21 protein-coding genes and 1 pseudogene are annotated in these 26,023 nt (G+C 48.4%); 1 reads left to right on the top strand and 21 read right to left on the bottom strand.

What is annotated here, in order from left to right; all coding sequences use genetic code 11:
* The 20 genes and pseudogenes from OGY10_RS16360 to OGY10_RS16265 form a co-directional block, all read right to left on the bottom strand.
* On the bottom strand, positions 1-524 hold a 524-nt coding region (locus tag OGY10_RS16360; protein ID WP_286577038.1), incomplete at its 3' end, for a formylglycine-generating enzyme family protein.
* 14 nt (positions 525-538) lie between these two features.
* Complete coding sequence (locus OGY10_RS16355) at positions 539-859, bottom strand: hypothetical protein (RefSeq protein ID WP_188110111.1); 321 nt, start codon at positions 857-859, stop codon at positions 539-541.
* Between the two features lie 223 nt (positions 860-1,082).
* A complete protein-coding gene (locus tag OGY10_RS16350) occupies positions 1,083-1,835 on the bottom strand; it encodes a hypothetical protein (RefSeq protein ID WP_191226779.1) in 753 nt (250 codons plus the stop codon).
* A complete protein-coding gene (locus OGY10_RS16345) occupies positions 1,832-2,266 on the bottom strand; it encodes a hypothetical protein (RefSeq protein WP_149608020.1) in 435 nt (144 codons plus the stop codon). The genes OGY10_RS16350 and OGY10_RS16345 overlap by 4 nt, the downstream gene beginning before the upstream one ends.
* A gap of 175 nt (positions 2,267-2,441) precedes the next feature.
* Positions 2,442-2,678: pseudogene (locus tag OGY10_RS16340) on the bottom strand (hypothetical protein); the annotation flags it as partial.
* On the bottom strand, positions 2,675-3,556 hold the full coding sequence (locus OGY10_RS16335) for a formylglycine-generating enzyme family protein (RefSeq protein ID WP_191226778.1): 882 nt from the start codon (positions 3,554-3,556) through the stop codon (positions 2,675-2,677). The pseudogene OGY10_RS16340 and the gene OGY10_RS16335, both read right to left, overlap by 4 nt.
* 14 nt (positions 3,557-3,570) lie before the next feature.
* Positions 3,571-5,850: a hypothetical protein gene (locus OGY10_RS16330; RefSeq protein WP_249418640.1), complete on the bottom strand. Its 2,280-nt coding sequence runs from the start codon at positions 5,848-5,850 to the stop codon at positions 3,571-3,573.
* A gap of 28 nt (positions 5,851-5,878) precedes the next feature.
* Positions 5,879-8,389 carry a type VI secretion system Vgr family protein gene (locus OGY10_RS16325; RefSeq protein WP_191227198.1) on the bottom strand — a complete coding sequence of 837 codons (2,511 nt, stop codon included), beginning with the start codon at positions 8,387-8,389 and terminating at the stop codon, positions 5,879-5,881.
* A 53-nt stretch (positions 8,390-8,442) separates the two neighbouring features.
* Complete coding sequence (locus OGY10_RS16320) at positions 8,443-8,844, bottom strand: hypothetical protein (RefSeq protein WP_191226777.1); 402 nt, start codon at positions 8,842-8,844, stop codon at positions 8,443-8,445.
* A 6-nt stretch (positions 8,845-8,850) separates the two neighbouring features.
* Positions 8,851-9,543, bottom strand: a complete 693-nt coding sequence (locus OGY10_RS16315; protein WP_149608066.1) for a hypothetical protein — start codon at positions 9,541-9,543, stop codon at positions 8,851-8,853.
* Positions 9,544-10,035: 492 nt separating this feature from the next.
* Positions 10,036-10,683, bottom strand: a complete 648-nt coding sequence (locus OGY10_RS16310) for an Ssp6 family T6SS pore-forming effector (RefSeq protein WP_286577030.1) — start codon at positions 10,681-10,683, stop codon at positions 10,036-10,038.
* Between the two features lie 76 nt (positions 10,684-10,759).
* Complete coding sequence (gene tssH / locus OGY10_RS16305; RefSeq protein WP_286577028.1) at positions 10,760-13,384, bottom strand: type VI secretion system ATPase TssH; 2,625 nt, start codon at positions 13,382-13,384, stop codon at positions 10,760-10,762.
* 161 nt (positions 13,385-13,545) lie between these two features.
* Entirely contained in the window at positions 13,546-14,037 is a 492-nt protein-coding gene (gene tssD, locus OGY10_RS16300; protein ID WP_003024437.1) for a type VI secretion system tube protein TssD, read from the bottom strand.
* 16 nt (positions 14,038-14,053) lie between these two features.
* Positions 14,054-15,718: an OmpA family protein gene (locus tag OGY10_RS16295; protein ID WP_286577026.1), complete on the bottom strand. Its 1,665-nt coding sequence runs from the start codon at positions 15,716-15,718 to the stop codon at positions 14,054-14,056.
* A 3-nt stretch (positions 15,719-15,721) separates the two neighbouring features.
* On the bottom strand, positions 15,722-16,363 hold the full coding sequence (gene tssL / locus OGY10_RS16290; protein WP_003828335.1) for a type VI secretion system protein TssL, short form: 642 nt from the start codon (positions 16,361-16,363) through the stop codon (positions 15,722-15,724).
* Positions 16,364-16,368: 5 nt separating this feature from the next.
* A complete protein-coding gene (gene tssK, locus OGY10_RS16285; RefSeq protein WP_079934133.1) occupies positions 16,369-17,706 on the bottom strand; it encodes a type VI secretion system baseplate subunit TssK in 1,338 nt (445 codons plus the stop codon).
* A 23-nt stretch (positions 17,707-17,729) separates the two neighbouring features.
* Positions 17,730-19,259, bottom strand: coding sequence for a type VI secretion system contractile sheath large subunit (gene tssC / locus OGY10_RS16280; protein WP_048225521.1), 1,530 nt, complete (start codon positions 19,257-19,259; stop codon positions 17,730-17,732).
* A gap of 65 nt (positions 19,260-19,324) precedes the next feature.
* Entirely contained in the window at positions 19,325-19,822 is a 498-nt protein-coding gene (gene tssB, locus OGY10_RS16275; RefSeq protein WP_267454941.1) for a type VI secretion system contractile sheath small subunit, read from the bottom strand.
* A gap of 467 nt (positions 19,823-20,289) precedes the next feature.
* Positions 20,290-22,152, bottom strand: a complete 1,863-nt coding sequence (gss, locus tag OGY10_RS16270; RefSeq protein WP_286577022.1) for a bifunctional glutathionylspermidine amidase/synthase — start codon at positions 22,150-22,152, stop codon at positions 20,290-20,292.
* Between the two features lie 153 nt (positions 22,153-22,305).
* Entirely contained in the window at positions 22,306-24,594 is a 2,289-nt protein-coding gene (locus OGY10_RS16265) for an FdhF/YdeP family oxidoreductase (RefSeq protein ID WP_286577020.1), read from the bottom strand.
* Between the two features lie 218 nt (positions 24,595-24,812).
* Here OGY10_RS16265 and yghU point away from each other — a divergent pair, with 218 nt between their 5' ends.
* The gene (gene yghU, locus OGY10_RS16260) at positions 24,813-25,679 is read left to right on the top strand and encodes a glutathione-dependent disulfide-bond oxidoreductase (protein ID WP_286577018.1); all 867 of its coding nucleotides are present in this window, start codon (positions 24,813-24,815) and stop codon (positions 25,677-25,679) included.
* Between the two features lie 94 nt (positions 25,680-25,773).
* On the opposite strand, the gene hybG is transcribed toward yghU, so the two are convergent.
* On the bottom strand, positions 25,774-26,022 hold the full coding sequence (hybG, locus tag OGY10_RS16255) for a hydrogenase maturation factor HybG (RefSeq protein WP_003024459.1): 249 nt from the start codon (positions 26,020-26,022) through the stop codon (positions 25,774-25,776).
* Position 26,023 lies beyond the last annotated feature (1 nt).

The following is a 26,023-nucleotide window of genomic DNA, read 5'->3' as shown; positions in this document are numbered from 1 at the left end:
ACTCCGCGCTCTATTTTTCCGTTACTGGTGGCATAGGGCAAATACTGTCCCCGGGAGCGGGCCGCGTATTCCCACTGCGCCTCGGTGGGTAAATCCACCCGTTTACCCGACATTTTACCCAGCCACAGGCAGTAGTCTTTGGCCATCTGCCAGGGGACACTGACGGGAACGTCATCCGCCAGTAATTTTCCACCAAATACATACGTAAGCTTTTTGCTATGGGTGATTTTTATATACTCATTATAATCTTTATGCGTGACCTTATATTTGCCAATCATAAAGTCACTCAGCCTGACCTTATGCAGGTATTTATCATCCTGGTTCGAGCTGAAGGGCAGTTTTTCCCAAATCAGCGGACCGAAGTCCCCCATTAAAAACTCACCGCCCGCGACCGGGACCATATTATCCAGCGAACGCTTCACCAGCGCCTGGGTGAGCTGCTGGCTTTCCGCACTGGTGCCGTTATCACAGCCATTACAAAATGCTATTATTACTAATAGCACGGCGCAGTATTGCCTATTCATTATGATATCCTTAATTAAGCCGTTCTGGTCTGTCCATCATCACTCATGGGGTCATATGTCTGTTGCTGGTCAATCAACGCTAAATACTGGTCCATTAATTTATCGGGAATAGGCTTGAACGGTTCCTCTGGTGAAACCCTCTCCGGAAGATTGTTATATAACTCAGGTAGCTTCTTACCGTAATGGGTAAAAAACACAGAATCATTCTCACCGTCGGAAAGGAATGTAATTACCGTCTGCTCATTTTTAATGCGGTCACCTTTCACCTTTCCAGGACTTTCAGTAATATGCTGCATAACATTGTCGTAATCGGCTTTGCTTTGTACCCATTTCAACGACCACCGTGCCCAATTGAGTATCTTCTGGGAGAGATAATGTCCAGTTCCGCTCTGAAACGCAGCCCGATAACATTACCAGCGGTGCGAAAAAATATGTCCATATCATATACCAATCCCTCGACAAAGTTTTTAATCCATGAACAACTAGTTAACCTAAATCAGTTGAAATGAATAAAGAGATTTGTATTTATAATAATATGAGCGATTGCTCTGTCCTTCATCACTTTATAAATTTCTTCAATACGTCAATATCAGGAAAGGCTTCAGTTATCGGAATCGTCGTACCATCAGGATAAATCAACGTCCTATGAGCTCCTTTCTCTTTCTTTTTCGGGCCTATGCTCTTTATTAATTTATCTGAATGCAATAGGGGATAAAATGTAATCGAATTTATATTTAACGCAGAGTACCGCTCGTCCATTTTTCCATTATATATCCATATAATTTTTTCATAACCACCAATAAAATCCTCAGTTAAATATGGAAAATAATCTTTTGAAATCAAGCCATCTCTGTTGATTCTTTGATGCCAACCACCTTGATTCGCCGCAAGGTAATCAAATTCCAGCCTGATGCTACTTTCTACCGACTCTGTACCCTGACCAAACTGTAGGGTATTTTTGTATTGCAACCGTATATCAGCCACAGACAGATGCCATTGACAACGCCCTCCGCCTTGCCGGGCAAGTTTCACATCATAGAAATTCTTTGTACTATCTTTTTGGGATACTGGAAATTCCATTGAGTTATACCCGGGAACTTCATAAGCTTCCCCGGACGAATTATGCCGAGTGCGTTTACATATTTCTGAACGATAAATTACCGCCAAAGGAAGCACCATAAGTTCTTCAGGGACATTGACTCCTACTGTGACCCATTGGGTATCCTCTGGAGGAGATAATGTTCGATTCCGCTCTGAAACGCAGCCCGATAACATAATCACCAGGGTTAAAATAAAGCATTTTTCAATCATAGCTCAAACTCCTCAAAGTTAAGTGGCTTTATATATTCCAAGGCTTCATTTCCTCCCTTAACTCCACGCGTCATATCCAGCGTCGATGCGACTACATCATGAATCTCAATGAAAGCACTATTTCTTGTAAACTCTTCCACCGGGGAACTACTCTCATACGTTTTCATTTGCTTTAAAAATTTCTCTCTGTTGATTCTCCTCATCATGGTCAATGTTGGCTGAGTACATTCTTTTAGTTGGTTATTAAGATAACTCAAATATTGATCTGGCATGGAATGCCTGCCAACGTTCGTCGCATGATCTAAATCAGGGTTAGTATAAGGAGGAAACCAGTCTTCTTTATCCATCTTTGTTAATAATTGAGTGAATCTTTTTTGTGCTTCATTCGCCTTTTGACTGGCCTCTAAAATAAGTTCAGGAACCAAATACAATCTGGTCTCGATGGGAAGCCGTTTACGAATCCTGCGGCATGAAGAAGGACTGTTAGGTACCTTACACTCTTTCCATTCCGTCGTTTGGGTGGTGTTAAAAAATACGGCAATACTTCCATGATGCCAAAAACATTCCAAGAACTTCAATTCTAGCGCCTAAGGCATGAGTTCTACTGACCTTATGCAGGTATTTATCATCCTGGTTCGAGCTGAAGGGCAGTTTTTCCCAAATCAGCGGGCCGAAGTCCCCCATTAAAAACTCACCGCCCGCGACCGGGACCATATTATCCAGCGAACGCTTCACCAGCGCCTGGGTGAGCTGCTGGTTTTCCGCACTGGTGCTGTTATCACAACCGGTCAGCGCCAGAAAAAATATTCCCGGGGTAAGAAGTTTCAGAATATGCGCCGTCATCCGTTATTCACCACACAGCGAAAGCCAAAATTGGGAGGAAATTGGTCATCTTCTGCTTTATGCCCGTCAAAAAGTGGGGAAGGGAGGTTCGACTTGCGAAACATGGTCAGGGCATACTGATAATCTCCTCCTGAATATCCCCTCATAACCTTCCTGTCGCCGGTCCCCGGTCCCTGCGGGTTATCAACCGGCGAGTGTGCATAGTAGTCCGCCGCATACCAGTCATTAGCCCATTCATCACCGCTTAGTCCCATGTCATACAACCCCAGTGGATTGGGGGGATATTTCCCGACCGGGTAAATCGATATCCCTACACCATTCATTTTTGCTCTTTCATCAAAGGTGGGAACGTTGACTCCGCGCTCTATTTTTCCGTTACTGGTGGCATAGGGCAAATACTGTCCCCGGGAGCGGGCCGCGTATTCCCACTGCGCTTCGGTGGGTAAATCCACCCGTTTACTCGACATTTTACCCAACCACAGGCAGTAGTCTTTGGCCATCTGCCAGGGGACGCTGACGGGAACGTCATCCGCCAGTAACTTCCCACCAAATACATAGGTAAGCTTCTTTCCATGGGTGATTTTAATATACTCATTATAATCTTTATGCGTGACCTTATATTTGCCGATCATAAAGTCACTCAGCCTGACCTTATGCAGGTATTTATCATCCTGGTTCATGCTGAAGGGCAGTTTTTCCCAAATCAGCGGACCAAAGTCCCCCATTAAAAACTCACCGCCCGCGACCGGGACCATATTATCCAGCGAGTGCTTCACCAGCGCCTGGGTGAGCTGCTGGTGTTCAGTACTGGTGCTGCTATCACAGCCATTACAAAAACTGATTGTTACTAATAGCGCGGCGCAGTATTGCTTATTCATTATGACATCCTTAATTAAACCGTTCTGGTCTGTCCGTCATCACTCATGGGGTCATATGTCTGTTGCTGGTCAATCAACGCTAAATACTGATCCATTAATTTATCGGGAATAGGCTTGAACGGTTCCACTGGTGAAACCCTCTCCGGAAGATTGTTATATAACTCAGGTAGCTTCTTACCGTAATGGGTAAAAAATATAGAATCATTCTCACCATCAGAGAGGAATGTAATCACTGCTTGTTCATTTTTATTACGGTCACCTTTTGTCGCCCCCGGATTTTCAGTAATATGCTGCATAACATTGTCGTAATCCGCTTTACTCTGCACCCATTTCAACGCCAGGAAGATGGCCTGCTTACGGCGTTTCATTGGCCCTAACTTCCAGGAGTTAAACGTGAGCGGGTTATTATTTTGGTTTCGCGGGTCGAGAGGGTCCGCCCAACTGATATCCATTAGCTGCGCAATCAGCGCGCCTTTGGTTTCCGGTGGCGAGTATTTAAACTGTTCCGGATTATTCAGCACACTTTCCATCAGCTTAACCCGGTTATTTTCATGTTTTAAATCATACGCTAATTGAGCAATGATATCCTTTGTCTCTTCGACCATAGCGACCGCCGCATGGACGCCACGGGCCGCCATAATTAAGGGGATCGCGCACAATGCCTGAAAGGCATCTAGTTCCATCATGTCGGCTAACTTCTGATAATCAACGTTGCGCAGCATATACATAAAGCTTTTCATAAAGGCTAAATAGCAGCCGCCATCAACCTCAAACCCCAGACTCCCCTTTGCACCGACTCCCCAGCAAAATGCCGCTTTGCAATAAATACGAAAACGCCCCTGGATGTAGGTGACGTAGAAAACCGCGCTTCCCCCGGCACCCGCCTGTAGCGATACCCCCATTTCCAGCTTCGCAATTGCCGCAAATTTCCGTTCTTTACTGACGATGGTTTTATCGTCCGTCTTCCCGACGTTAGCGGGAGGCGTGTCGTCAGGATGCGGGTCGAACCATTCTATGGCGCCGCTGATATTGCCCCCGAACTGGGCACCCACAAAAGCGCCAATTTCTCCTCCGCCCTGTGCTTCAGGTGTTTCCGGAGTATGTAAATTAATTGTTCGTTTGCCCGGTAGCGGCGGGGGAGGAAGCTCCGCTGGACGGCCTTTAATACCGTAACCTTTGCCCATTTCACCGCTCCAGTCGAGCGTTGCGCCAACCTCAACTGCCACACTGGCTCCGACACTGCCGGACAACACCATTTTCAGGGCAAAACGCAGCGCCCCCATATTACAGATACCGCCTGGCGTTTGCGGGGTATCGGCTTTTGCCGGAAACAGCAGACTGATGCCTAGCCTGTCCGGAACATATAAAGTGCTTTCTGCTTTCGCTTCACCTAACGCAAAACTGGCGTGCCCCTCTAATTTCCCTTCAACCTTACCCTTTAGTGGATTAAATTCCGCGGATATCCCTGCGCCATGGCTAAATCGCATGAGCTGGGCCTGAGCGCTAATATCAACATACTGATGATAGACGGACTCATCAGCATTCCCCCCCTTCGGCCAGGACAGCGATTTATTCATCTCTTTTGCCCAATCGCTGACAATAATGTTGCTATCTTCACAAATATCAAACTTGAACTTAACAGAGGCTTCTTTCAGCTGTTTTTTTAGCTCCTGGGGGTCTATTTTCGCCTGACGTACAGTTTTATTAACAGTTTTACCATTTTCATCTTGCACGGAAATGTTTTTGTCATGGTACTTAATAAAGCTGGCTTCGCCTGTTTTTTTGTCAACATTGCTAAGCTTATATCTACGCCAATCTTCTTTGATCTTTTCAGAACGAATATAAGTTTTTTTGAATCCAGTGACAGAGTTTTTATTAAGGGGAATTAACTCCATAATGCCAATAGCACTCTCCTTCATTTTTTCATCCAAAAGTTCCCCTTCAGGGACATTGGCCGTGAGAGTCATTAATTCCTGGCGAAATGCTTTATTGGCTTTATTGAGTGCGGCGTATGCTTCTGTTACCTTACTCTGAAGCTGTCTTTCTGGTACAGTATCAGCCTGTAAAATTGCCGCATAATTGGCTTCATCAAGATCTTTCTGTGCCTTTAGCTGTTTTTCCAGTAACCCTGATAAAAAGTAATGCTCCTCCTTAATTGTTTTTTCAGCAGTTGCATCAACACAAAGTACTGTCGCGCTGCCAGGGTGGAGATAAATTTCTGGATCGTGTTTACCTTTAACAACTTTTCCTGAGCCTTGCGCAGACGTTTTAGTTTTCTCTTCACCTGTTGCCATAAATACCTCCCTGTTTAAAATTAAAAAATCAAAGTAATTCGATATCTAAAGATTCAGGCTGTGCGGTATATACGGTAATGGTTTTACCTTCAGCATCCGTTACCCCCTCATATACGTTTCCCTCTCCTGTTTTAATTCGATAAGGTACGAAAGGCATAATCTCCCCAGAATCCTCATCTTTGGCGATAAAGAAATCATTAAATCCTTTCGGTAGCTCTGGCTTTGGCAGATCATAATCAGCAGCCATTAATTTCTGCACGCTGATAGATTTGAGCAGAATATTTTTCGGACAGCCTATCTCCACATTACCTCCGCTGAGTTTGATATAGGCTCCTCCGCAGTTCAGCACCAGTTCGTCGGCTGCCGTCACTAACACTTTGCCCTCCACGCTTGTGATGGTAATGTCCTTTTTCGCCACGGTATCTATCCCGTCATCCTGGGCCTGGATTTCAACCTTCCCCTTTGCGGCAAATAAACGTATACCCAGCTTCAGGGCCAGCAGACTGATGGCTTCCCCCGCCACGGCAGTAAATTTCTTCATCACGCTGATATCTGTATTACCACCCGCGACCAGCCCCACGCTTTCACTGCCTGAGGACAGACGCACCGACTTCGGACTACTGATGCTTATGTGCTCCGGTGCATTGAGCACAATCCCTGGCTGAGTAAGATTGTTTAACGCTGTATTCAGTGCCTTTGCTGTATCTGAGTCTGCCGGCCACGCCTGTGCGATATCGGCAGCATTCGCCAGGGCATCACTCACAGACAGCGCCTGAACCATTTGCGCGGCAGCATTTTTCATCTCCAGCATCCTGTCCGAAGCTTCACTCTGCCTGTCCGAAGTGATAAAAACCCCTTTACCGCCGCGTACCGCCACCCAGTCGTCTGTGCGCAGCTCGGCCCCCTCTCCCCGCAGCGCACGCCCCGCATCCACGTTATGCCCCAGGTTCAGCTGCGTTTTCCCGCCATACTCGGTACTGAGCTTGACGTGCTCCTCACCTCGTTTGTCCTCCATGCGCAGCTTGTTGTTCGCAGGCGTGCGGATGACGTTGCGGGTATGGTTTGCCTGTGTCACGTGGTCCGGATGCCGGGAGTCATGCAGCGCATGGGCGATATAGGGCCGGTCCGGGTCCCCTTCATGGAACGCCACCGCCACTTCTGTGCCCTGTATCAGCGGGAAGTGAATACCATAAGTGTCGCCGCCGTAGGGTTTGGCAAGGCGTACCGGCATACTTTCGTAGCCCTGTTGTTTTTCATCGCGATCCGCATCAAACTTAACCCAATAAAGCCCGCTCTGATTTAAATGAGCATATTCATCATTCTTTTTCGGGCTTGAAACACGTGCCATTAGTGTGCCGCTAATCACTGGTCGCGGTTTGAGTGGAGGTCTCCAACAGCGCGTTTCACTGTAAATGGTCGCCATCAACACCACTTGTAGCGCTTCCTTTCGGCTTGCGCTGAATGAAACCGCCGTAACCAGCAAGCTGTTACGCACACTGGCAGGAAGCGTTGGGACAGGTGTGGATTCCGTAATATTCAGGACCTGAGCCGGGCTGAGGCTTACATCGGTTGATAATCCAGAGATTGTCGCTTGTGAGGAGAGATAACGCTCATGTTCCAGACGCGCCCAAAAATTCCCTGTCTCAGGCGCCGGCGAAACCTTATCACCCGTTTCAAGATGGCGTGGGCGATAGTGGTAAACATCCCCGTAAGTCACCTCGTCACCTTCACCGTAAGTCATATCGGTTTGTGCAGAAAATAATATTTTCTGAGCCTGGCGATGGTTATAATCCCCGGCAGTAACCGATGCCTGCACCGCAGACTGTTGGAACTGAATATCCCAGACTGAGTCGATGCCATTGTCATTCATTCCGGAGGGACTATTCAGCGGTAATGTTTTGCCAAACTCCCATGCGCTTTGTTTGTCAGCAAAATAGATCACCTCAGTGCCAGCATCAGGCTGAAGCCTAAAGAAGAAGAAAATCCCAACTTCAGAGAGCAGGCGTTCAATAAAAACCAGATCACTCTCCTGATACTGATTAATTTGCTCTCTTTTGGGATATTCCATTACTAAATCAAAATTATATTCCCAGTCTTTTAAACCATGCTCTTGTAAAATTTGAGTAACAACTTCCGGAACTGACATATTAATAAAGAAACGGTGTGTACGAAATTGGTTTTTCAGCAACGCGACAAAGGGTTCAATGATTATCTGATAAATTGTCTGGTCTTTTGAACCACTGATACGATGGAAAGATGTCACAATACCATGTACCATTTTACGGGCAGTTAACTCACTTAACTTCCCCATTCCCATAGTCAATGTCGTTGATTTTCTAAGTATTGATTCGGCCGCAATATCTTTATCCTGGCTGGAAAAGTGTACTACGTATCGATACAGCGAACTCATTTCCTCTGTACCATTAAAGTTAATAACATCCAGTATCGATTTACATGAAGGGATATACAATTGATAGCGATTCAGCGTATTTTCAGATATAAATGACATCCCACCGTCAAGTGATTCACTCATTCCCATATATTTACCCCCTGTAATATTATAAAGAGTCACTTCTAGAACAAAACCTACCTTCAACGCATTGTTTTTATTAAACTGACCAAATCTTTTTTCTTGTTAGTGACAATAGAAAAAGTAAATCGACGATTATCATTTGATATCCAAAGTTCTTCTCTTCCATTATCACTATAATCATAAAGATGAAAACCAAGACATGTTAGATAATCACGAATAATTCCCACATCACCACCGTAAAAAACAACAAGGTTTGTTTCCCGTGTACTTCCATCAGGAGAAATATATTCAAAGCGATAATTATTTGATATCCTTGGAGTCTGTTTGATATCAACATCAGTATAGAAATAGTAGTCAAAAAGATCGCTTTCCCGATATTCTAATTTATCTGGCCAGGGTATTAACAGCGGTGACAAGAAAATCAAAATAATCATCACCAGTATTATTTTATAGTAGCTCATTACCATTCACCTCGACAAAAATGAATAATAACCGCCATCCCCGGGGATAATTTCTACCCGACCAGAAGTGAAATCACTCCACGGTTGCACCCATGTCATAAATGAAGGCAGTTGCCCTTTATAGGGTTTATGGACAGCACAGTTATCCTTGGGGGCTGGAAACAGTAATGGTAAAAATCCTTTATTTTTATAATTGCCTATCGGCCCATAATAATCCCATCTACTCAGGGCCTGCTCTTTACTGACAAGCCTCAGTCTTGACTGATAGTCTGAAGGAAGGATTGCCCGGTAGAAGCCTAAAAGATCGGAGGTAAGATCCTCACCGCTAAACCCACTGTCGGTATACCAACTAAAACACCAATTAGATTGCAAACTTTCAAACAAGCGTGCCGTCGTCGTCATCATGGCTAACGCAACGCTATTTTTCTCACATGCAGATAAACCTTGTTTGATACGCCACTTAACAAACTTTCCTGTACCAAACTGGCGATGATATACAAACATCTTTTGGCTATAGGTGACGTCATAATAACCATCACGACTTGATTCACCTCGTTTTATATCTGACAGTAGGTTTTTAATATCACTTCCCTGTGCATGGCCTATATCTATCCATCCCAATATTTCGCTGTAAACAAGCCCTGTTTTACGATCCGATGTCCACTCGGAAGGTTCAATAATATCGTTACGTTTACTCATCATTAAACTCCAGAGTCATTCGCTCTTCATAACTCAAACTCAATACTACTGATGAAACGGACTGAATAATGGTAGAGAACACTTAACTGCTCCAGTCCCTCAAAACGCAACACATCCAGTGCATACGGGCATGAAGAGATCGTTAAGCTGTAGCGGTTAAGCGTAGGCCCTGATATTGTTAGTTCCATATTCATGGAGTTAACGCTATTTAATAAACTATATTTACGCGCTTATGAAATAATAATAAAAACTGATCGACACAGTTTTCCATTAAATAAAAAAATTACAGATAATCATCCCAATTACTACGCACATGAGGCCAGCCAAATTTCATCACAAAATACCCTAAAACAATCAATAAAAAATTACCCATGCCCCATAAATATCTAAACTCATCGTCTGAAATGAAGAAAAACCAAATAGAAAAGGCAATACCAAACATGCATAAGATATTACCTAGAAGATATGAAAAACAATACATTAAATATATAGCTATTTCTCTAAACTTCCCAAGCCGTCCAGAAAACATTGGCAAACCTCATTAAAAAACACTTCATTTGCATTGTGAAGTTCAATTGCTTTTTCAAAAGGTGAAACAAGATCTTCTATCAGAAAATAAAGCAAATCCAGATCCCACATATCTTTCAATTTCTGATAACAACCCGGACTCCTTGCAGCCAGATAGCGAGATGTATAGATTGCTCTGGATACTTCCGCTCCCAACGTAAGAAGCGAGCCTATAAGAGCACCTGAAAAAAATGCTGTGACTAACCGATTAGAAATAACAGCCCCAATTTTAACGCCAGTTAGCTCTGAGAAAATTATCCTTCCAGCACTACTCCCAACAATTTTCTCCGTCATTAAAGCAACGTCCAGTCGCGAAGAAAAATCTCTAATAAAGATATCAATAACCTGACCTATCAACTCCTTATTTAGCTTTGCTTTATTAAGAAGCCTGGCAAACCTGTATTTATCATCTTCATTCGTTCTGCGATGTTCTGTATCCATAAAATCGTAGGCCAGATATCCCATACTCACAGGAAATGATATAAGCCCTTTAGCCAAAGCAGCTATAAACCCAGAATCATCAACGTTAATAGCTTCGAGCATATCTTTTGCAAGATCTTTAGCACCATCCATATTTAGTCCTTTAGCGCAAAGCATATCCCGATACAAAGTAAAACCCAGCGCTAGTATTATCACTGAGTTTTATTTTTCACTCGCTATCAATTATCAGTTCAATTCCCTCTTCATCACTCCAACTTAAAGTGAGTTGCTGAGGTTTTTGCTGCCGGGAAAGATACGTTAACAACTGCTGGCTAAGCACAGGCAAGATTTGTTGGTTGAGCAGACTATCAATATTCCTTGCCCCCGTATCCGGTAGCAGGCAAGCGGCGGTCAGGGCATCAAAAAGGCTCTCGGATATCGTCGTGGTGATGCCGTAGTGACGCAGTAATCGCTGGCTAACCTGATCCAGTTTCATTTGTACAATCGTACGTAGCGCAGATTCACTGAGCGGATGGTAGATAATCGTCTGGAAGCGGGCCAGTAGCGCTGGCTGGAAGTGTTCGCGCAAAAGTGGGCGCAGCAGTTCGTGCAACTCAGACTCTGTGGTTTCCGGTTGTTCTTCCAGCATCTGCATTACAGCGTCGCCGCCAAGATTGGAGGTCATCAAAATAACGGTATTGCGAAAATCAATTTCACGACCTTCGCCGTCACGCATGAAACCACGGTCAAATACCTGGTAAAACAGATTCATGACGTCGCGATGCGCTTTTTCTACTTCGTCCAACAGTACCACGCTATAGGGGCGTTTTCGCACCGCCTCGGTCAGGATCCCTCCCTGACCATAACCCACATATCCCGGAGGTGAGCCTTTTAGCTGGCTCACAGTGTGCGGCTCCTGATATTCAGACAGATTAATCGTGATCAGCGATTTTTCACCACCAAACAGAATGTCAGCCAGGGCCAGCGCCGTCTCCGTTTTGCCGGTTCCACTTGGTCCAGTAAGCAGGAACACACCCTGTGGGCCGTTTTCCGGCGTCAGTCCTGTTTTTGATGCCCGCAACCGCTGTGCGATCGCATTCAGCGCGTAATCCTGGCCGACAACCCGGTTTCCCATCTGGGTTTCAAGCGTCAGTAAGTCTGCCTGGGAGTCCTTCATTAATGAAGACAATGGTATACCGGTCCAGTCGGCGATCACCGTAGCCACGGTGCGCGCATCTACATCCGGAAACAGTAACGGATGGTCCTGCTGAAGCACACTAAGCTGCTGCTGCAATTCAACCGTTTCCGCCTGACGAGAAATATCACGGCGGCTGGCCAGCAGTTGCTCTGTGAGCGCTAATTCCTGACCATACTGAGTTTCTCGTTCATCCAGTTCGACAAGCAGAAGATTTTCACGCTGTTCAATGGTGGCCAGCCTTTCACCATGCTGACCATTTCCTACCGTGAGGTCTGCAAGCAATGCCTGCTTTTCCATTTCAAGCGCGGTGATCTCCGACTTCAAACGCGTCAGTGATTCCGGAACGGTATCAAGGCTCATCCGCACTCTTGCACCTGCGGTGTCCAGCAGATCGACGGCTTTGTCGGGTAATTGTCGCCCGGTAAGATAGCGGCGAGAGAGCGTAACAGCAGTTTTAACCGCTTCGTCGGTGATGTGAACGCCATGGTGTTCTGCATAGCGTGATTTCAGACCACGCAGCATTAAACAGGCAGTGTCATCATCCGGCTCATCCACTTTAACCATCTGAAAACGCCGCTCCAGCGCAGCATCACGCTCAAAATACTGTTTATATTCACTCCATGTGGTCGCCGCGATAGTTCGTAATTCACCTCTGGCCAGAGCGGGTTTTAGCAGATTGGCTGCATCAGCGCCTCCCGCCTGATTACCGGCCCCAATGATGGTGTGTGCTTCATCGATAAAGAGCAGAACAGGCGTTGGCGATTGTTGAACGGCATCAATGATATTTTTCAACCGCTGCTCAAACTCACCTTTCACCCCGGCACCTGCTTGTAACAGCCCAAGATCCAGCGTGCGTAATGTTACTGATTTCAGGCTATCCGGCACATTACCTTCAGCAATACGCAGCGCCAGACCTTCCACCAGAGCGGTTTTGCCGACACCGGGTTCCCCGACCAGAATGGGATTATTTTTTCGCCGACGGGACAACACATCCACCATTTGCCGGATTTCATTATCGCGACCAAATACCGGGTCGATATCGCCGGCACGCGCTTTCGCGGTCACGTCCAGCGTAAATTTATCGAGCACGCCTTGTAATGCTGGCGATAACGTCGATTCAGCCAGGCCAGGACGCGGTTCATCATCAGGAGAAACCTGTGCCAGAGCGGCTTCTTGCTGTCTCTCAGGACGTTCATCCGACTGGACATTTAATAGCGGCAGGAGGCGTTCCAGTTGAGTATGTCCGGCGCTCAGAAGAGGCCACAGGCCATCACACTTCAGTAGCGAAGGCTTTCCCACCAGGGCCATCAGTAGATGCACACCACGTATCTGCGAATTTTCATCCGTTGCGGCACACAACCACGCTTGTTGCATTACAGAAAGGAGCGCATCAGACAACTGGGGGCGGCTTTTCACGGAACGCGGCTGAACATCCAGATGCGCCAGCAGTGACTGCCAGAGATTATCGATATCCCATTCATAACGACGAGCAATGACAGTAATATCGCCCTCCCCCTGCTCCAACAGCTTCAGCAACCAGTGTTCTGGAGTGATTTCTGCATGCGCGCGCGTCTGACATAACGATGCCGCTGCTTCAAGCGCCTGAGCACAATAGGGGTTGAGACGTCGTAATAGCACTGCTGAATGGTGTTCCATTTGCTTCCTGACTCCCTGTATTCAGGCACGCTACCGCCCGTAGCCGTAATCCAATGCCCATAAGGTAATAGTGATGTTGATACTCTCTGCTTAACCCCCGCCCCGGAAGCTCAGCAGAGGGCATAAAAAAACGGATGAGGAAATCCTCATCCGTTAGCGCATTACGCGGTGGTACGCTCGTTCCAGGCGTCAGAATGGATAATGTTGCCATCCTTATACGTCCAGACGATCTTCTCGTAGCGCAGTTCAATTTGTTCCAGGTGGTTATGCTTCTCTTTTGCGGGATCTTTGATGTCGTACATCACAGGGTTTACTTTCACCACTTTCACGTTGTGTAACGTGGTGTTGAAGTATTCCACTTCCTGACCCGCGTCATTGATGCGATACCATTTGAACTCTGCCTGGCGCAGGGTCTGACCGGTGGTTACAGCCTTGTACAGATATGGACTGGAGGCATCGATTTCCTTAGTGAAAAGGAACGGGGTATGGATGCGCGTACCGGTCAACTTACCTGTATTGTTATCGGTAGGGATGTACAGGTTATGTTCCTGTGCCACCACTTCGATACTGCCTACACGGTCTTTTACGTCAACAGAACCTTTAATATCCGCGCCGCCATCATCTTTCAGCCAAAGGTAGACTGGAATTGCCATAACTCTTTCTCCATTTTTACTTCGCTAATGCGTCACCACCTTGCGGTGACGGTTCCTTCATGCCCGGCAGCCGACAGGCATCAGCCTGCGGTACCAGACTGATCTCTACACGGCGGTTGGCAGCCCGACCCTCCGGCGTATCGTTGTTTTTGTAGGGGCGTAATTCGCCGTAGCCCTGAACGGCAAAACAGCTCTCCGCGACATCACCGGTATCTCGCATCCAGTCACGAACAGATTCCGCGCGTTTGAGAGAGAGCAGCTGATTAGATTTATCGTCACCCACATCATCGGTATGTCCGGCGATGACTATCAGCCACCCGGGTTTGGCTTTGATATTGACCAAAGCCCCAATGAGTACTTTTGTTGAACCCGCTTTTAGCGCCCACTTACCCGTATCAAACAGCGACATACTGTCGAGACGTACAGTTTGCGGGGCAGTCACTTTCGGTTTTTCGGGTGACCCCCAGTCACTTATGGCAACCTGCAAAGGGGGGATCAATCTCATTCCTTGATACAATCCCATTGAAAGAGAAAGTGGTTCGCCACGCTGATACCAGCGCTCAAGGAGTTGTGCATCACGACGAAGTTGATCCTGGGCCAGGATCTTTGGCTCGGCAGGATTACCGCTAAGTTGGCGGTATAGCATCAGGTGATCGTTTGTGATCCTGATGAGATGTTGGTTATTGATAAAGCTGCATGCCATCGCCATTCCGATGAAAATGCCGCATAGCAGACCACTTACGCCCACCGTCCGTTGAAATGCTGTCAACGCCCGACGGCGGGATAAGAATGGCAATGCTAAATCTGGAAAAGGCAGCAGTGCGGGCGCTACTGACGCCGCAGGGGAAAGCGTTGTTTGAGCAACGATATGCCGTTGCCAGAGGTTATTTTCGCAGACCGCTGATGAGGTGAAACACACAACCCGTAATGCAAAGAAAACAGGCAGAGCATGGTGTTCAGTATCGCCTTGTACCTTCTTCAGCCAGCCCAGTAAATTATCTAACCACACTGCATGTGTAAGATGAGAATGGCGGGCTGGGCTCTCTTGCGAAGAGAAAGGAGCAAAGTCGTCTAATCCCGTAGCCGACTGCACTTCTGCATCCTGAGGGGTTCGAATAAACCAGCGTACAGCCTCATTACATTGAGGAGAATTCAGCCAACAGCACAACCAAAACGGCGGTACACCTGATAACCAACGCCGACTCTGGGTCACCACTCGCCGCCAACTGAGCAGTATGTGCTTAAGCGCATCTTCATCAGTATGCCGTTCCGGAGTTAATGCCAGCATTACGGAGACGCGCATAAGAAGCCCAGGACGCTGAGCAGCTATCTGACGAACCAGAGCAATGTAATGCTCAGGGGACTGGACAGATAAATACCAGCCCTGCGAGCTCTCGCAAGAACCGCTGCGTCCGGCAAACAAGGGGGCATTATCGCCACACACGAGCACAACTGGCCCACTGAAACTCTCCGGAGGGAGCGGAACTTCATGCTCGGAATGCGCTGATCTCAACTGGCCATATTGACGCCAGCCGTAAACGATCCCTGGAATGGAAAACAATAAAATAAAGACGGTCAGGCCGCCCCGGACACCCGTACTTAACGGACTGAATCCCCAAACCAGCAACAAAGCCAGGACAGCTGTCAGCACATAGTTAACGATCCCTCGCAACTGAGCCATGTTTTAGCCCTGCCCAATAAGCTGAGCAACCAGCCCTTGTAAGACATGAGAAAATGTTAACCATAAAGCCCCCAACGCCACCGCGCCGACAATCCATGCCTGCCACCAGCGACGCTTACTGCCAGAGAAACCGGACGCCTGCATGATTACGGGCGCATCGTGCGTTAACTTAAAAGGCTTCGCCTGAGCCGCCAGCGCCTCAAGAACATCTTCACGACGTTCGTCACCTTGCTCACGATAGCGCCCAACAAAACCGAGCGTGATTGCGCGATAAAAGCAGGTTATTACGGCGGTATCAGGAACGGGCTCACGCAGCACAGACCGGATGCGTTCCCAGAACTCTTCCCCTGCGTTGGTGGTATTGAAATAACGGGCCTGTAAGGGTGTCGCAAGCCAGGTGATATAACCGCTATCCTGCCGGTTGCGGTTCAACACGCTTTCATCCAGTAACGCACATTGCGTGTAGAGCATATGTTCAACGCTGTGTTCGCTGTACCCCATATCACGCAATGCCTCACGTGCAGATTCAACCCATTGGCTGGCCCGACGATAAAGAACAGCTCCGTCGTCGACTTCTGCCCCGTCACGTAGCTGGCTTACAGCAAGCCATGTTGGCCAGAAAACCTGATCAATTTCCTTATTCATTTATTTCAATCCCTTAATACTGCAAACAGCTCAAGTTGAATCTCTCCCAGCGTTCCCGGCACATAGAAAGCACAATTACCGGCGTCCAACATGGCCTGGGCTGCTGGATGATTAATTTCAAGAGCAAAGTATTGATTTTCCAGTCGTAACGGGATGGCTGCGGGTACATGTGTCAGCGGTTTTAATGGAATACCGCTGAGTGCCACATTGACGACATCTGACACATCCGCCCGGCTCCCTGCTTTACAGAGCTGTGGAAATTGCGCCAGGAGGACATGTGCGGGGAGACCCGAGCGAACGGACAGGTAAAAATCAGCACCTTCACGCAGTCGGGCATCCGACAGAGCGCCATACCAGAACTGTCGCTCCTGCGTCAGTTCAATAGCGACAACACGAGACGGCAGGCTGGCTTCCAGCAGTTCCACCAGCAGAGCAAACAGCGGCGGGAATACCTGCTGCGGATTTGCATGCTGATATGGAGGTACAACGCTGACATCATTTTCTAACGAGAAGGTCAGCAGGCTGCCCGCTAACCGCGCCAGCTCACGCCACAAAAGTTCGGGATGACGGCCTGGGTTTTGCAGCATTTCTTTCAGAACAGGTTCCGAACTATTAAGCGCATTCAGCAGCCAAAACAACGAAACATCTGCTACTGCAAAATCCGCCATTCGTTCGTTACTTTCTCGGCGCAAGGACATCAGGCGGCGACAACGAGCCTGGATACGATGCACCAAATCACTGAGCGAGTTGATTAATAAGGGGCTGGCTGAGAGTGAAAGCGAGGGGGGTAAAAAATCACGTCCCAGCTCCCATTGCCCCTGAGCATTACGAATAAGGCAAGCTACCGGACAAGTCAGGTAAGCGCTGTTATCGTCATGGGCATACCGGAGGGTGATAGCATGCCGCAGCACTGCCATATCAGTCCGTTCCTGACCGGAGAGATCCTGAACTGGCAGCCATTCCTGCTGCCAGCGACACGGACGGCTGACACCGTTGCCTGATGAAAGATTGCCGCCATTAGCTGAAAGCAGCGGCAATGCCAGCACGATATCAACGCTGTTGTAGCCAGTAAGATGCGATAAATCACACGCTGGAGGCAGGTTATCTGAAATACCTGTATCCACTAACGTACCGTCAGGAAAGCGCACAACCAGATTAACGGGATTCAAACGGGAAACCGTTAGCGCACTTTCATCAAACTCCGCGCTGATGACGCCCCACGGTGATGAAAGTGACATGTGAGCAACAACGTCAGCAACGTAAGCATCCCAACGTGTCTGTTGCTGAAACTGTTGGGGAGCCAGAAAAGCCCCCTCGCTCCATAACGGACGATAGATCTTCATCGCACCTCCTGTGCATTACGCCGTTAAGATTTCGACTTAGGCATCTGTGAAACTAACGACAAGCTGACATCCATACCTTCAACCTGGAAATGCGGGATGGCGTACAGGCGCACGCGGAAGAAACCCGGGTTATCCTCAATGTCCTCCACCACGACACGCCCATCACGAAGCGGATGTGAAGCCTGCAAATCATCGCCAGGATCGGTCATTTCGGTTACCAGACTGCGTAACCAGTTGTTTAGTTCAAGCTCAAGCAGGCGGCGATCTTTGGTCGTACCAATGTTTTCTCGCTGCAAGATTTTCAGGTAATGAGCAATACGAGAAAGCAGGAAGATATACGGCAAACGCGAGTTAATCCGGCTGTTAGCTGTTGCTTCCGGGGTATCAAACTGCGCAGGTTTTTGAGCCGAGTTAGCAGAGAAGAAGCAGGCATAATCACGATTCTTATAATAAGAAAGCGGAATAAAACCAAGGTTGGCGAATTCAAATTCACGAGTTTCCGGGATCATCACTTCAGACGGGATTTTCACCTGATTACCCGTCCCCAGATCGTACAAATGGATAGGTAAATCTTTAACCGCGCCACCCGCCTGTGGTCCACGGATCTGGACGCACCAACCATTCTTGATAAAACTTTTCACCATATTCACAGCGAAAGAGAAAGATGCGCTGGTCCACAGATATTTTTCGTGATCCGGGCCCTTAACTTCTTCGACATAGTTAAAGCTGCGCACAGGAATGGTATCAGGGCCGTACGGCAAACGCCCCAGTACACGCGGCATAGTTAATCCGATATAGCGTGAATCATCACTATCACGAAATGCTTTCCATTTGATGTATTCAGCACGTTCGAAATAATCATTGATATCTTTTATGGCTGCGACCTCTTCCATATTTTCTTTCAGGAAGAATTTCGGCCCAACTGAACCAATAAATGGCATATGACAGGCTGCCGATACGCCAGAAATATTGCGCAGCAGCGCAATATCCTGCGGGCTGTTATCAAATTCGTACGCTGAAATCATTGCCGCAATAGGTTCGCCACCTGGCTGGTCATATTCTTCAATATAAACATGACGATATAACCCACTCTGGATAAGTTCCGGCGCGTCATCAAAATCATCACGCAGCGCATCCTTACTGACATCCATCATTTCGACACGGACATTTCGGCGAAAATCGATACCAGAGATCATTGAATGCAAACCACGCCAGAGCGATTCTTGTTTTTGAAATTCAGCATGATGCATAACTTCATTAACCTGATCGCTAATCTGCTTATCCAGACGAGCAATCTGCTCATCGAGTAGCGTTTTATCCAGGCGTTCTAAGGGTTGTGCGGCATCCGCCAGACATGAGACCAGAACCTGAATAGCAGCGGTCACACGCTCCGCCGGAGCGGCATCAGAAAGCGCTTCATCACTCTGCCACGCATCTACATTTTTTAATGACGCGACGGGGGAAAGATTAATTTTGTCAAAGAGGGACTGATAAACACTGCGTTCACTGGTCGTGGTGGTCGCGGCTGAAGAGGTATGTTCCTGAACAGACATCAACATATTCCTTTTATGTTCCTTTACTATTCCTGCCGATTTAGCGGAGGAAACCCTGTAGAGCGTTAAATCTCTTCTGGCATCATAGTTGCCAGCTCATTACGCAATTCCTGACTCAGGGCTGGATCCTTAAGGATTGTTTCCAGCTCGCGACGAAAAGCAGCGTTATCGAGTAAGTTAGATTTCAGGTCACGTAGTAAGTTACGCATAGCCAACAGAACACGTAATTGCGGGATATTTCGTGCGACCTGCTCAGGTTCAAAATCGCGGATATTCTTAAAGGTAAGGTTAATATCGTCCTTTCTGTCATCATCAGCTAACGTATTTTTAACACTTAAATTAACCGCTGGTGAAAACTTGGCCAACACATCGTTAAAATTATTTTTATTAATATCTATCTTTTCACGCTCAGATAATGGTCGCTGCTCTCTGCCATTACTGAAATCACCGACAGTTAGTAGTTTTAAAGGCAATTCAACTTTCTTTTGAACGCCTCCGGTGTGTAAATCTAACTTAATATTAACGCGTGCCGTCGGCACTTCATTCTGAAAACTGTCACCCATACGTCCCTCTCAGACCGGCGATTCCTGCCGGTATTTTGCGTTTCCTAATGGAGCACGTTCCAATCGCTCAACATGTTTCTTACAACGTCATTTCTGCAGGCAGTTAACAATGGCTGTTGATGACAATTAACTATTATAATTATCACGCTAATGCAATCCGATATATTCCATAGGTAAAAACATGATCAATGTCATTAATTAATCGAATAATACATTATGTTTTTATATTTAAAATGACAATCAAGAAAATATTTATCTAATACAAACAAAAATATTTATTTAATGATTAATGCATTCATTTAACGAATGCATTAATCATTAAATAATTATTTACCATGAGAATACTTGCTGTCATTTATATAAATATAGACACTCATTTAAATATAAGTACTATCAATCTAATCATAAAAAAAAAACCGGAGAGATACTCCGGCTTTTCATATCTCACTCGTGAGCGAGCAGAAAGATTAGTCTTCCTTCAACACAATCAGCGGTTCAATATCGCTCTCTTTTTTAATCACCAGCGACTCGTCACCGCGCAGGCAGGTACCGCCGTAGTTACCACCTACGGTAAAGGTACAAACCTGGATATATTTACCGGCAACTTTTGGCAGACACCAAAGCTGCTGATAAATGTTCTTCTGCTCGGCAAACTTACCGCTGGTTTTATCCAGTAGCTCTTCCTGATGACTCACAAGATCGATGTTGCTGCCACAACGTCCTGCAATAGGTTTCACCGCATAACCGGTTTGCGCCAACTCTTCATTAACAGTGAAATCCGTATCAAGCAGATAACGGTGGTGCGGGAACAGTTGCCAGAGGATCGGCAGAATCGCTTTGTTGCCAGGGATAACCGTCCACAGAGGTTCGAAGACCAGCACTTCCGGGCGCAGCAACACATCGATTAAGCGCACTTCCTGATTCGTATGCCCGGTACGAATTGGCACCGCGGCGTACTCCGTTTCGCTGACCTCGCGCACCTGTTCAATTGCGGTTTCCCACGCCCAGGTCTTCCAGACGCAGTTCACCAGACGGCCGTCCCCGTCAATCAATTGACCGGCGTCATCCCAGCGCAGTTCATCCAGACCTCGCAGAATTTTGCTGTCAAACCCGGCCTGACGCAGCGCCTGCTGCATAAACTGCGCGTGATAGTTTTCCTCGATATCCTTATCCTGCATGATGTGGACAAACGGACGTGCACGGCTGTGCTTCCAGGCCCCCGCCAGTTCGTTGATCAACCCTTCAGCCGGGTTGTGTCCCTGCCCTGTGTAGCCCCGTTCGGCCCATCTTTCGAGGATCAAACCGGCTTCGGTATGGCACGATGCGGAATCGGCGTTGTACTCATACACCTTCAGTCCACGTTCATCCATACAGAAATCCATACGCCCCGTAATCATATGATGCCGACGACGCTGCCAGGAAAGGCGCAGGCGCGGCCAGAGGATTTTCGGGATATCAAACAGCGCCAGCAGGTTGTCGTCTTTCAGCACCTTGTCGGTCGCATGCAGATACATCAGGTGCAGCTCGTTAGTGGCTTTAATCAGCTCCTGCTCGGCGCTCTCGGTAATGGTGAAGTATTGATGCGGGTCCTGATTAATCACATGGCCATTCGCCAGAACGTAGGCTTTTTGCAGCGGGTCCTGCTCATTCAGCCATTTACCATCAAATTGCCCGTTATCTTCCAGTCGCGCGCCGCCAATTTTCAGCGAGTCATTGGCGATCTCCGGCTGCGGCAGGCTGAAACGGGTATCATCGGTCTGGATCATCCAACCAAGAATAGTCGTATCGTCAAAGGTATCACGCAGGGTGTAACAACCGTTCTCAACCACCATCTCCAGTTCGCGGGTCCACTGCTGTCCGGGAGGCAGCGGCGTATGGAGCACGTTCTGTTCGGCAATACGGATTTTGTTTTCCAGCAACTGGGTGACGACCGCCACATGCCCGGTATCTTTAAATTCACCGCCTTTTTGCCAGATAAGCAGAGCCCCTGCTACCGGCGCGCGGGGCGAACCATTCGGAAATGCCTGTAACGGTAGGATGTTGTCATTCACTACTTCGCGCAGGAAGCGTAAGGAGAAGATCTCCCAGGCCATACCCACATCGGTGAAGACCATGCCATAGTTAAGGAAGAGAAAGCGGCGTGCGAACTCTACGCACTGCCATTTGTGGCCCATGTATTCATCGTCGATATAGCTGCGAAATGCTGCATCATCGTCGTAGTCCCGTGGGTCGAGGGAGCTGTAATCTGAAGAGTAGATTGCTACGCCACCTGGGGCATAGCCCAATAATGTCCCGAATGGGGCATCCTGACTGGTCGTTCCTTTGCTCATGCACCTTACCTCAAAACAATACAGCCTGAGCAGGTTGGCGTGAATTTTTCGCTCTGATTGCCTGCTCTGCGACACTAACCGGACAGAGGTCGACATCATCATACACCTCAACGCAGCGGCTGGCGCTCAGAGGCGAAAAATTCACAGCAGGATCTACGCTTTGGTCAGGGTGACCGGTACGCTTTTATACGCCGGAGTCAAACTTTGTGTATCTACTGCATCCAGCGAAAGCAGGACATTCGCTTCAGGCAGATAAGCGCCAATTGAGCCAGCCGCCATGTTGTAAATCACCACCGTTAAGCCGTACATGATGCGATCCGCGCAGGGCTGACCGTTGTCGTCCAGCGCCTGAACGTTGACCACATCACCCTGGCTCAGACCGCGGCTCGTCGCTTCTTCGGCGCTTAAAAACACCACATCCCGACGGCCAGTAATGCCACGATAGCGATCGTTCATCCCATAAATCGTGGTGTTGTACTGATCGTGGCTACGCAGCGTTGCCAGAACCAGTGCATCAGCAGGCTGATGTTCCCGCTCTACCGCCCGCTGATGGCTGACGATAAAGTTGGCTTTGCCATTCTCCGTTCGCCATTCACGGCGCGAAGCAGGTGTATCCATACGAAATCCGCCCGGCTCGGCAATACGTGCGTTGTAATCGTGGAACGCCGGGATCACGGCTTCAATGGCGTCACGGATCAGCGCGTAGTCCCCGGTAAATGCTTCCCAGTTGATAGGAGAATGCGGCAGCGTGGCACGCGCCATGCCCGCCACAATCGCGGGCTCCGATTTTAGCCAGCGGGAAGCCGGCTTCAGCGCGCCACAGGAAGCGTGAACCATCGACATAGAATCTTCGACGGTCACTGACTGGATCCCCGTCGCCTGCATGTCGCGCTCCGTTCGGCCTAATACAGGTAGCAGGTAGTTATGCTTTGCCATCAGCAGATGCGATCTGTTCAGTTTGGTCGCCACATGGACCTGCAGATCCAGATTTTTCATCGCCGCAAAGGTACGCTGCGGCTGGGGCATCGCTACCGCCAGATTGCCGCCCATGCAGATGAGCGCTTTTGCGTCTCCCCGCTCGATGGCCCGAATGCTCTCCACGCTGGAGCGTCCATGTTTGCGCGGAACGCGGATAGAAAAATGCTTCTCAAGGCGTTGCAGGAAGTCTTCGGACGCCGCTTCGTTGATCCCCACAGAACGATCGCCCTGCACGTTAGAATGGCCGCGTAACGGGCAGATCCCCGCGCCGGGCTTACCCATATTGCCTTTCAGCAACAACAGATTTACCAGCTGCTGGACGTTCTCGGTGCCGTTTTTATGCTGAGTGATGCCCAGACCATAACAAACAATCGTGGCGCTGGATTTACTGTAGCTGTGCGCCAGATCTTCCATCTGACTGCGCGTCAGGCCCGAGTCCTGTTCCAGCTCAGCCCAGTTATGCTGACGTAAGTCGTCATACAGCGCTGCATATCCCGCGGTATGTTGGTCGATAAACGCATGATCGAGCGTCGGCTGCTGATCCAGTAGGATCCGCGCTTCGTCCATTTCGATCAGCGCCTTCATTATGCCTTTGAGCAACGAGGCGTCACCGCCCATTTTGACCTGGTAGTAGTCGTTGCTCAGCTCCGTAGCCTGACCGGTGAACATCTCTTTCGCGCTTTGCGGGAAGCTAAAGCGCTCAAGCCCCCTTTCGTTCAGCGGGTTGATGGAGATAATTTTGGCTCCACGTTTGGCAACGTCGCGTAAGGTGGTCAGCATGCGTGGATGGTTAGTACCAGGGTTATGCCCGATACAAATCACCAGATCGCAGTGGTCAAAATCATCAAGTTCAACGGTCCCTTTCCCAAGGCCAATGGCCGGCGTTAGCCCTGCGCTGGTCGGTCCGTGGCACATGTTTGAGCAATCAGGAAAGTTGCTGCTACCATATTCGCGGGCAAACAGCTGATACAGGAACGCCGCCTCATTTGACGTTCTGCCGGAGGTATAAAACTCAACCTGTTGTGCTGAGTCATAGCTGCGCAGACGCTCGCCGATCTCCCGAAAGGCGATATCCCAATCCACCGCCTGCCAGGTGTCTGACACTGCATCGTATTTCATTGGATGCGTCAAACGACCAATGTTTTCCAGTTCATAATCGCTGTAGTGCCAGAGTGTGGAAACCGGGTGACGACTGAAAAATTCCGGTGACGCTTTCTTACTGGTTGTCTCCCAGGAAACCGCCTTAACGCCATTTTCGCACAACTCCATTGGCGCACGATGCCCGGGGTCCGGCCACGCACAGCCCGGACAGTCGAACCCTTTCACCTGGTTCATTTTGAACATCGCGATAATGTCGCGCGCGACAGCCTTTTGCGAAAACACCGAAGCAGTGACGGCTTTTACCGCACCCCACCCACCCGCAGGGCCCTGATAACCGCTTACTCCTGGAACACCATTTTTCATTATTACAGCTTATTCACCGCCAATTTTTGATGGTGAATACGGTAGCAATTTCCGTCCAACATTGATTTCCTCTTCATGGAGTACGGGCCAGGTACAATGAACGGGTTAGATTTATCTTCCCCTTTCAGCACAAAGCGACATAAAGTCCCAATCTGTTAAATTGAGTTCTACCTAACTGCTACACTGCATCAACACAACCACTCAGAAGGCAGGTCAATATGTCAGACAATACCTATCAGCCCGCGAAAGTCTGGACGTGGGAAAAATCGAACGGCGGCGCATTCGCCAATATCAACCGCCCGATTTCCGGCGCCACCCACGAGAAGACGCTGCCGGTTGGCAAGCATCCGCTACAGCTCTATTCGTTGGGGACGCCAAACGGGCAGAAAGTGACGATTATGCTGGAGGAGTTACTGGCGCAGGGCGTGAAGGGCGCGGAATATGATGCCTGGATTATTCGCATTGGCGACGGCGATCAGTTTTCCAGCGGCTTTGTTGAGGTGAATCCGAACTCGAAGATCCCGGCACTGCGTGACCACTCGCAAAACCCACCGGTTCGCGTATTCGAATCTGGCGCAATCCTGCTCTATCTGGCGGAAAAATATGGTTATTTCCTGCCGCAAGATTTGGCAAAACGTACCGAAACGCTGAACTGGCTGTTCTGGCTACAAGGCGCGGCGCCGTTCCTCGGCGGTGGTTTTGGCCACTTCTATAACTATGCGCCGGTAAAAATTGAGTACGCTATTAACCGCTTCACCATGGAAGCCAAACGCTTACTCGACGTACTGGATAAGCAGTTAGCACAAAATCAGTTTGTGGCAGGAGATGAATACACCATTGCCGATATGGCGGTTTGGCCGTGGTTTGGCAATGTGGTGCTGGGTAACGTGTACGACGCGGCAGAGTTCCTCGATGCAGGAAGTTACAAGCACGTGCAACGCTGGGCAAAAGAGGTTGCCGAGCGTCCGGCAGTTAAGCGAGGTCGTATTGTAAACCGCACTAACGGGCCGCTAAACGAGCAGCTTCATGAACGTCATGACGCCAGCGACTTCGACACCAATACCGAAGATAAGCGCCAGGGTTAACGCAAGATGCCGGATGGCGGCATAAATGCCTTATCCGGCCTACATAGAAGGTGTAGGCCTGATAAGCGTAACGCCATCAGGCACTAACCGATTGTCACGCGCTGGTGACGTCGTACTCCATGCGGCGAAGTGCGTCTAACGTGGCTTTAGCTTCATCTTCATCAATGATGCTCATGGCGAACCCTACGTGCACCAGCACCCATTGCCCGACCAGCTCAGCGGTATCACCTTCACAAATCAGGGCAATATTGACATCACGTTTGATGCCGCACACTTCAACCTGCGCAAGCTGGTGAATATCTTCACCAACGGCCAGAACCTGACCAGGGACTCCAATACACATA

Source organism: Citrobacter sp. Cpo148, assembly GCF_030332375.1.
Classification (GTDB): Bacteria; Pseudomonadota; Gammaproteobacteria; order Enterobacterales; family Enterobacteriaceae; genus Citrobacter; species Citrobacter portucalensis.
The sequence above is the reverse complement of the archived record's forward strand: the minus strand, read 5'-3'. Positions and strand labels throughout refer to the sequence as shown.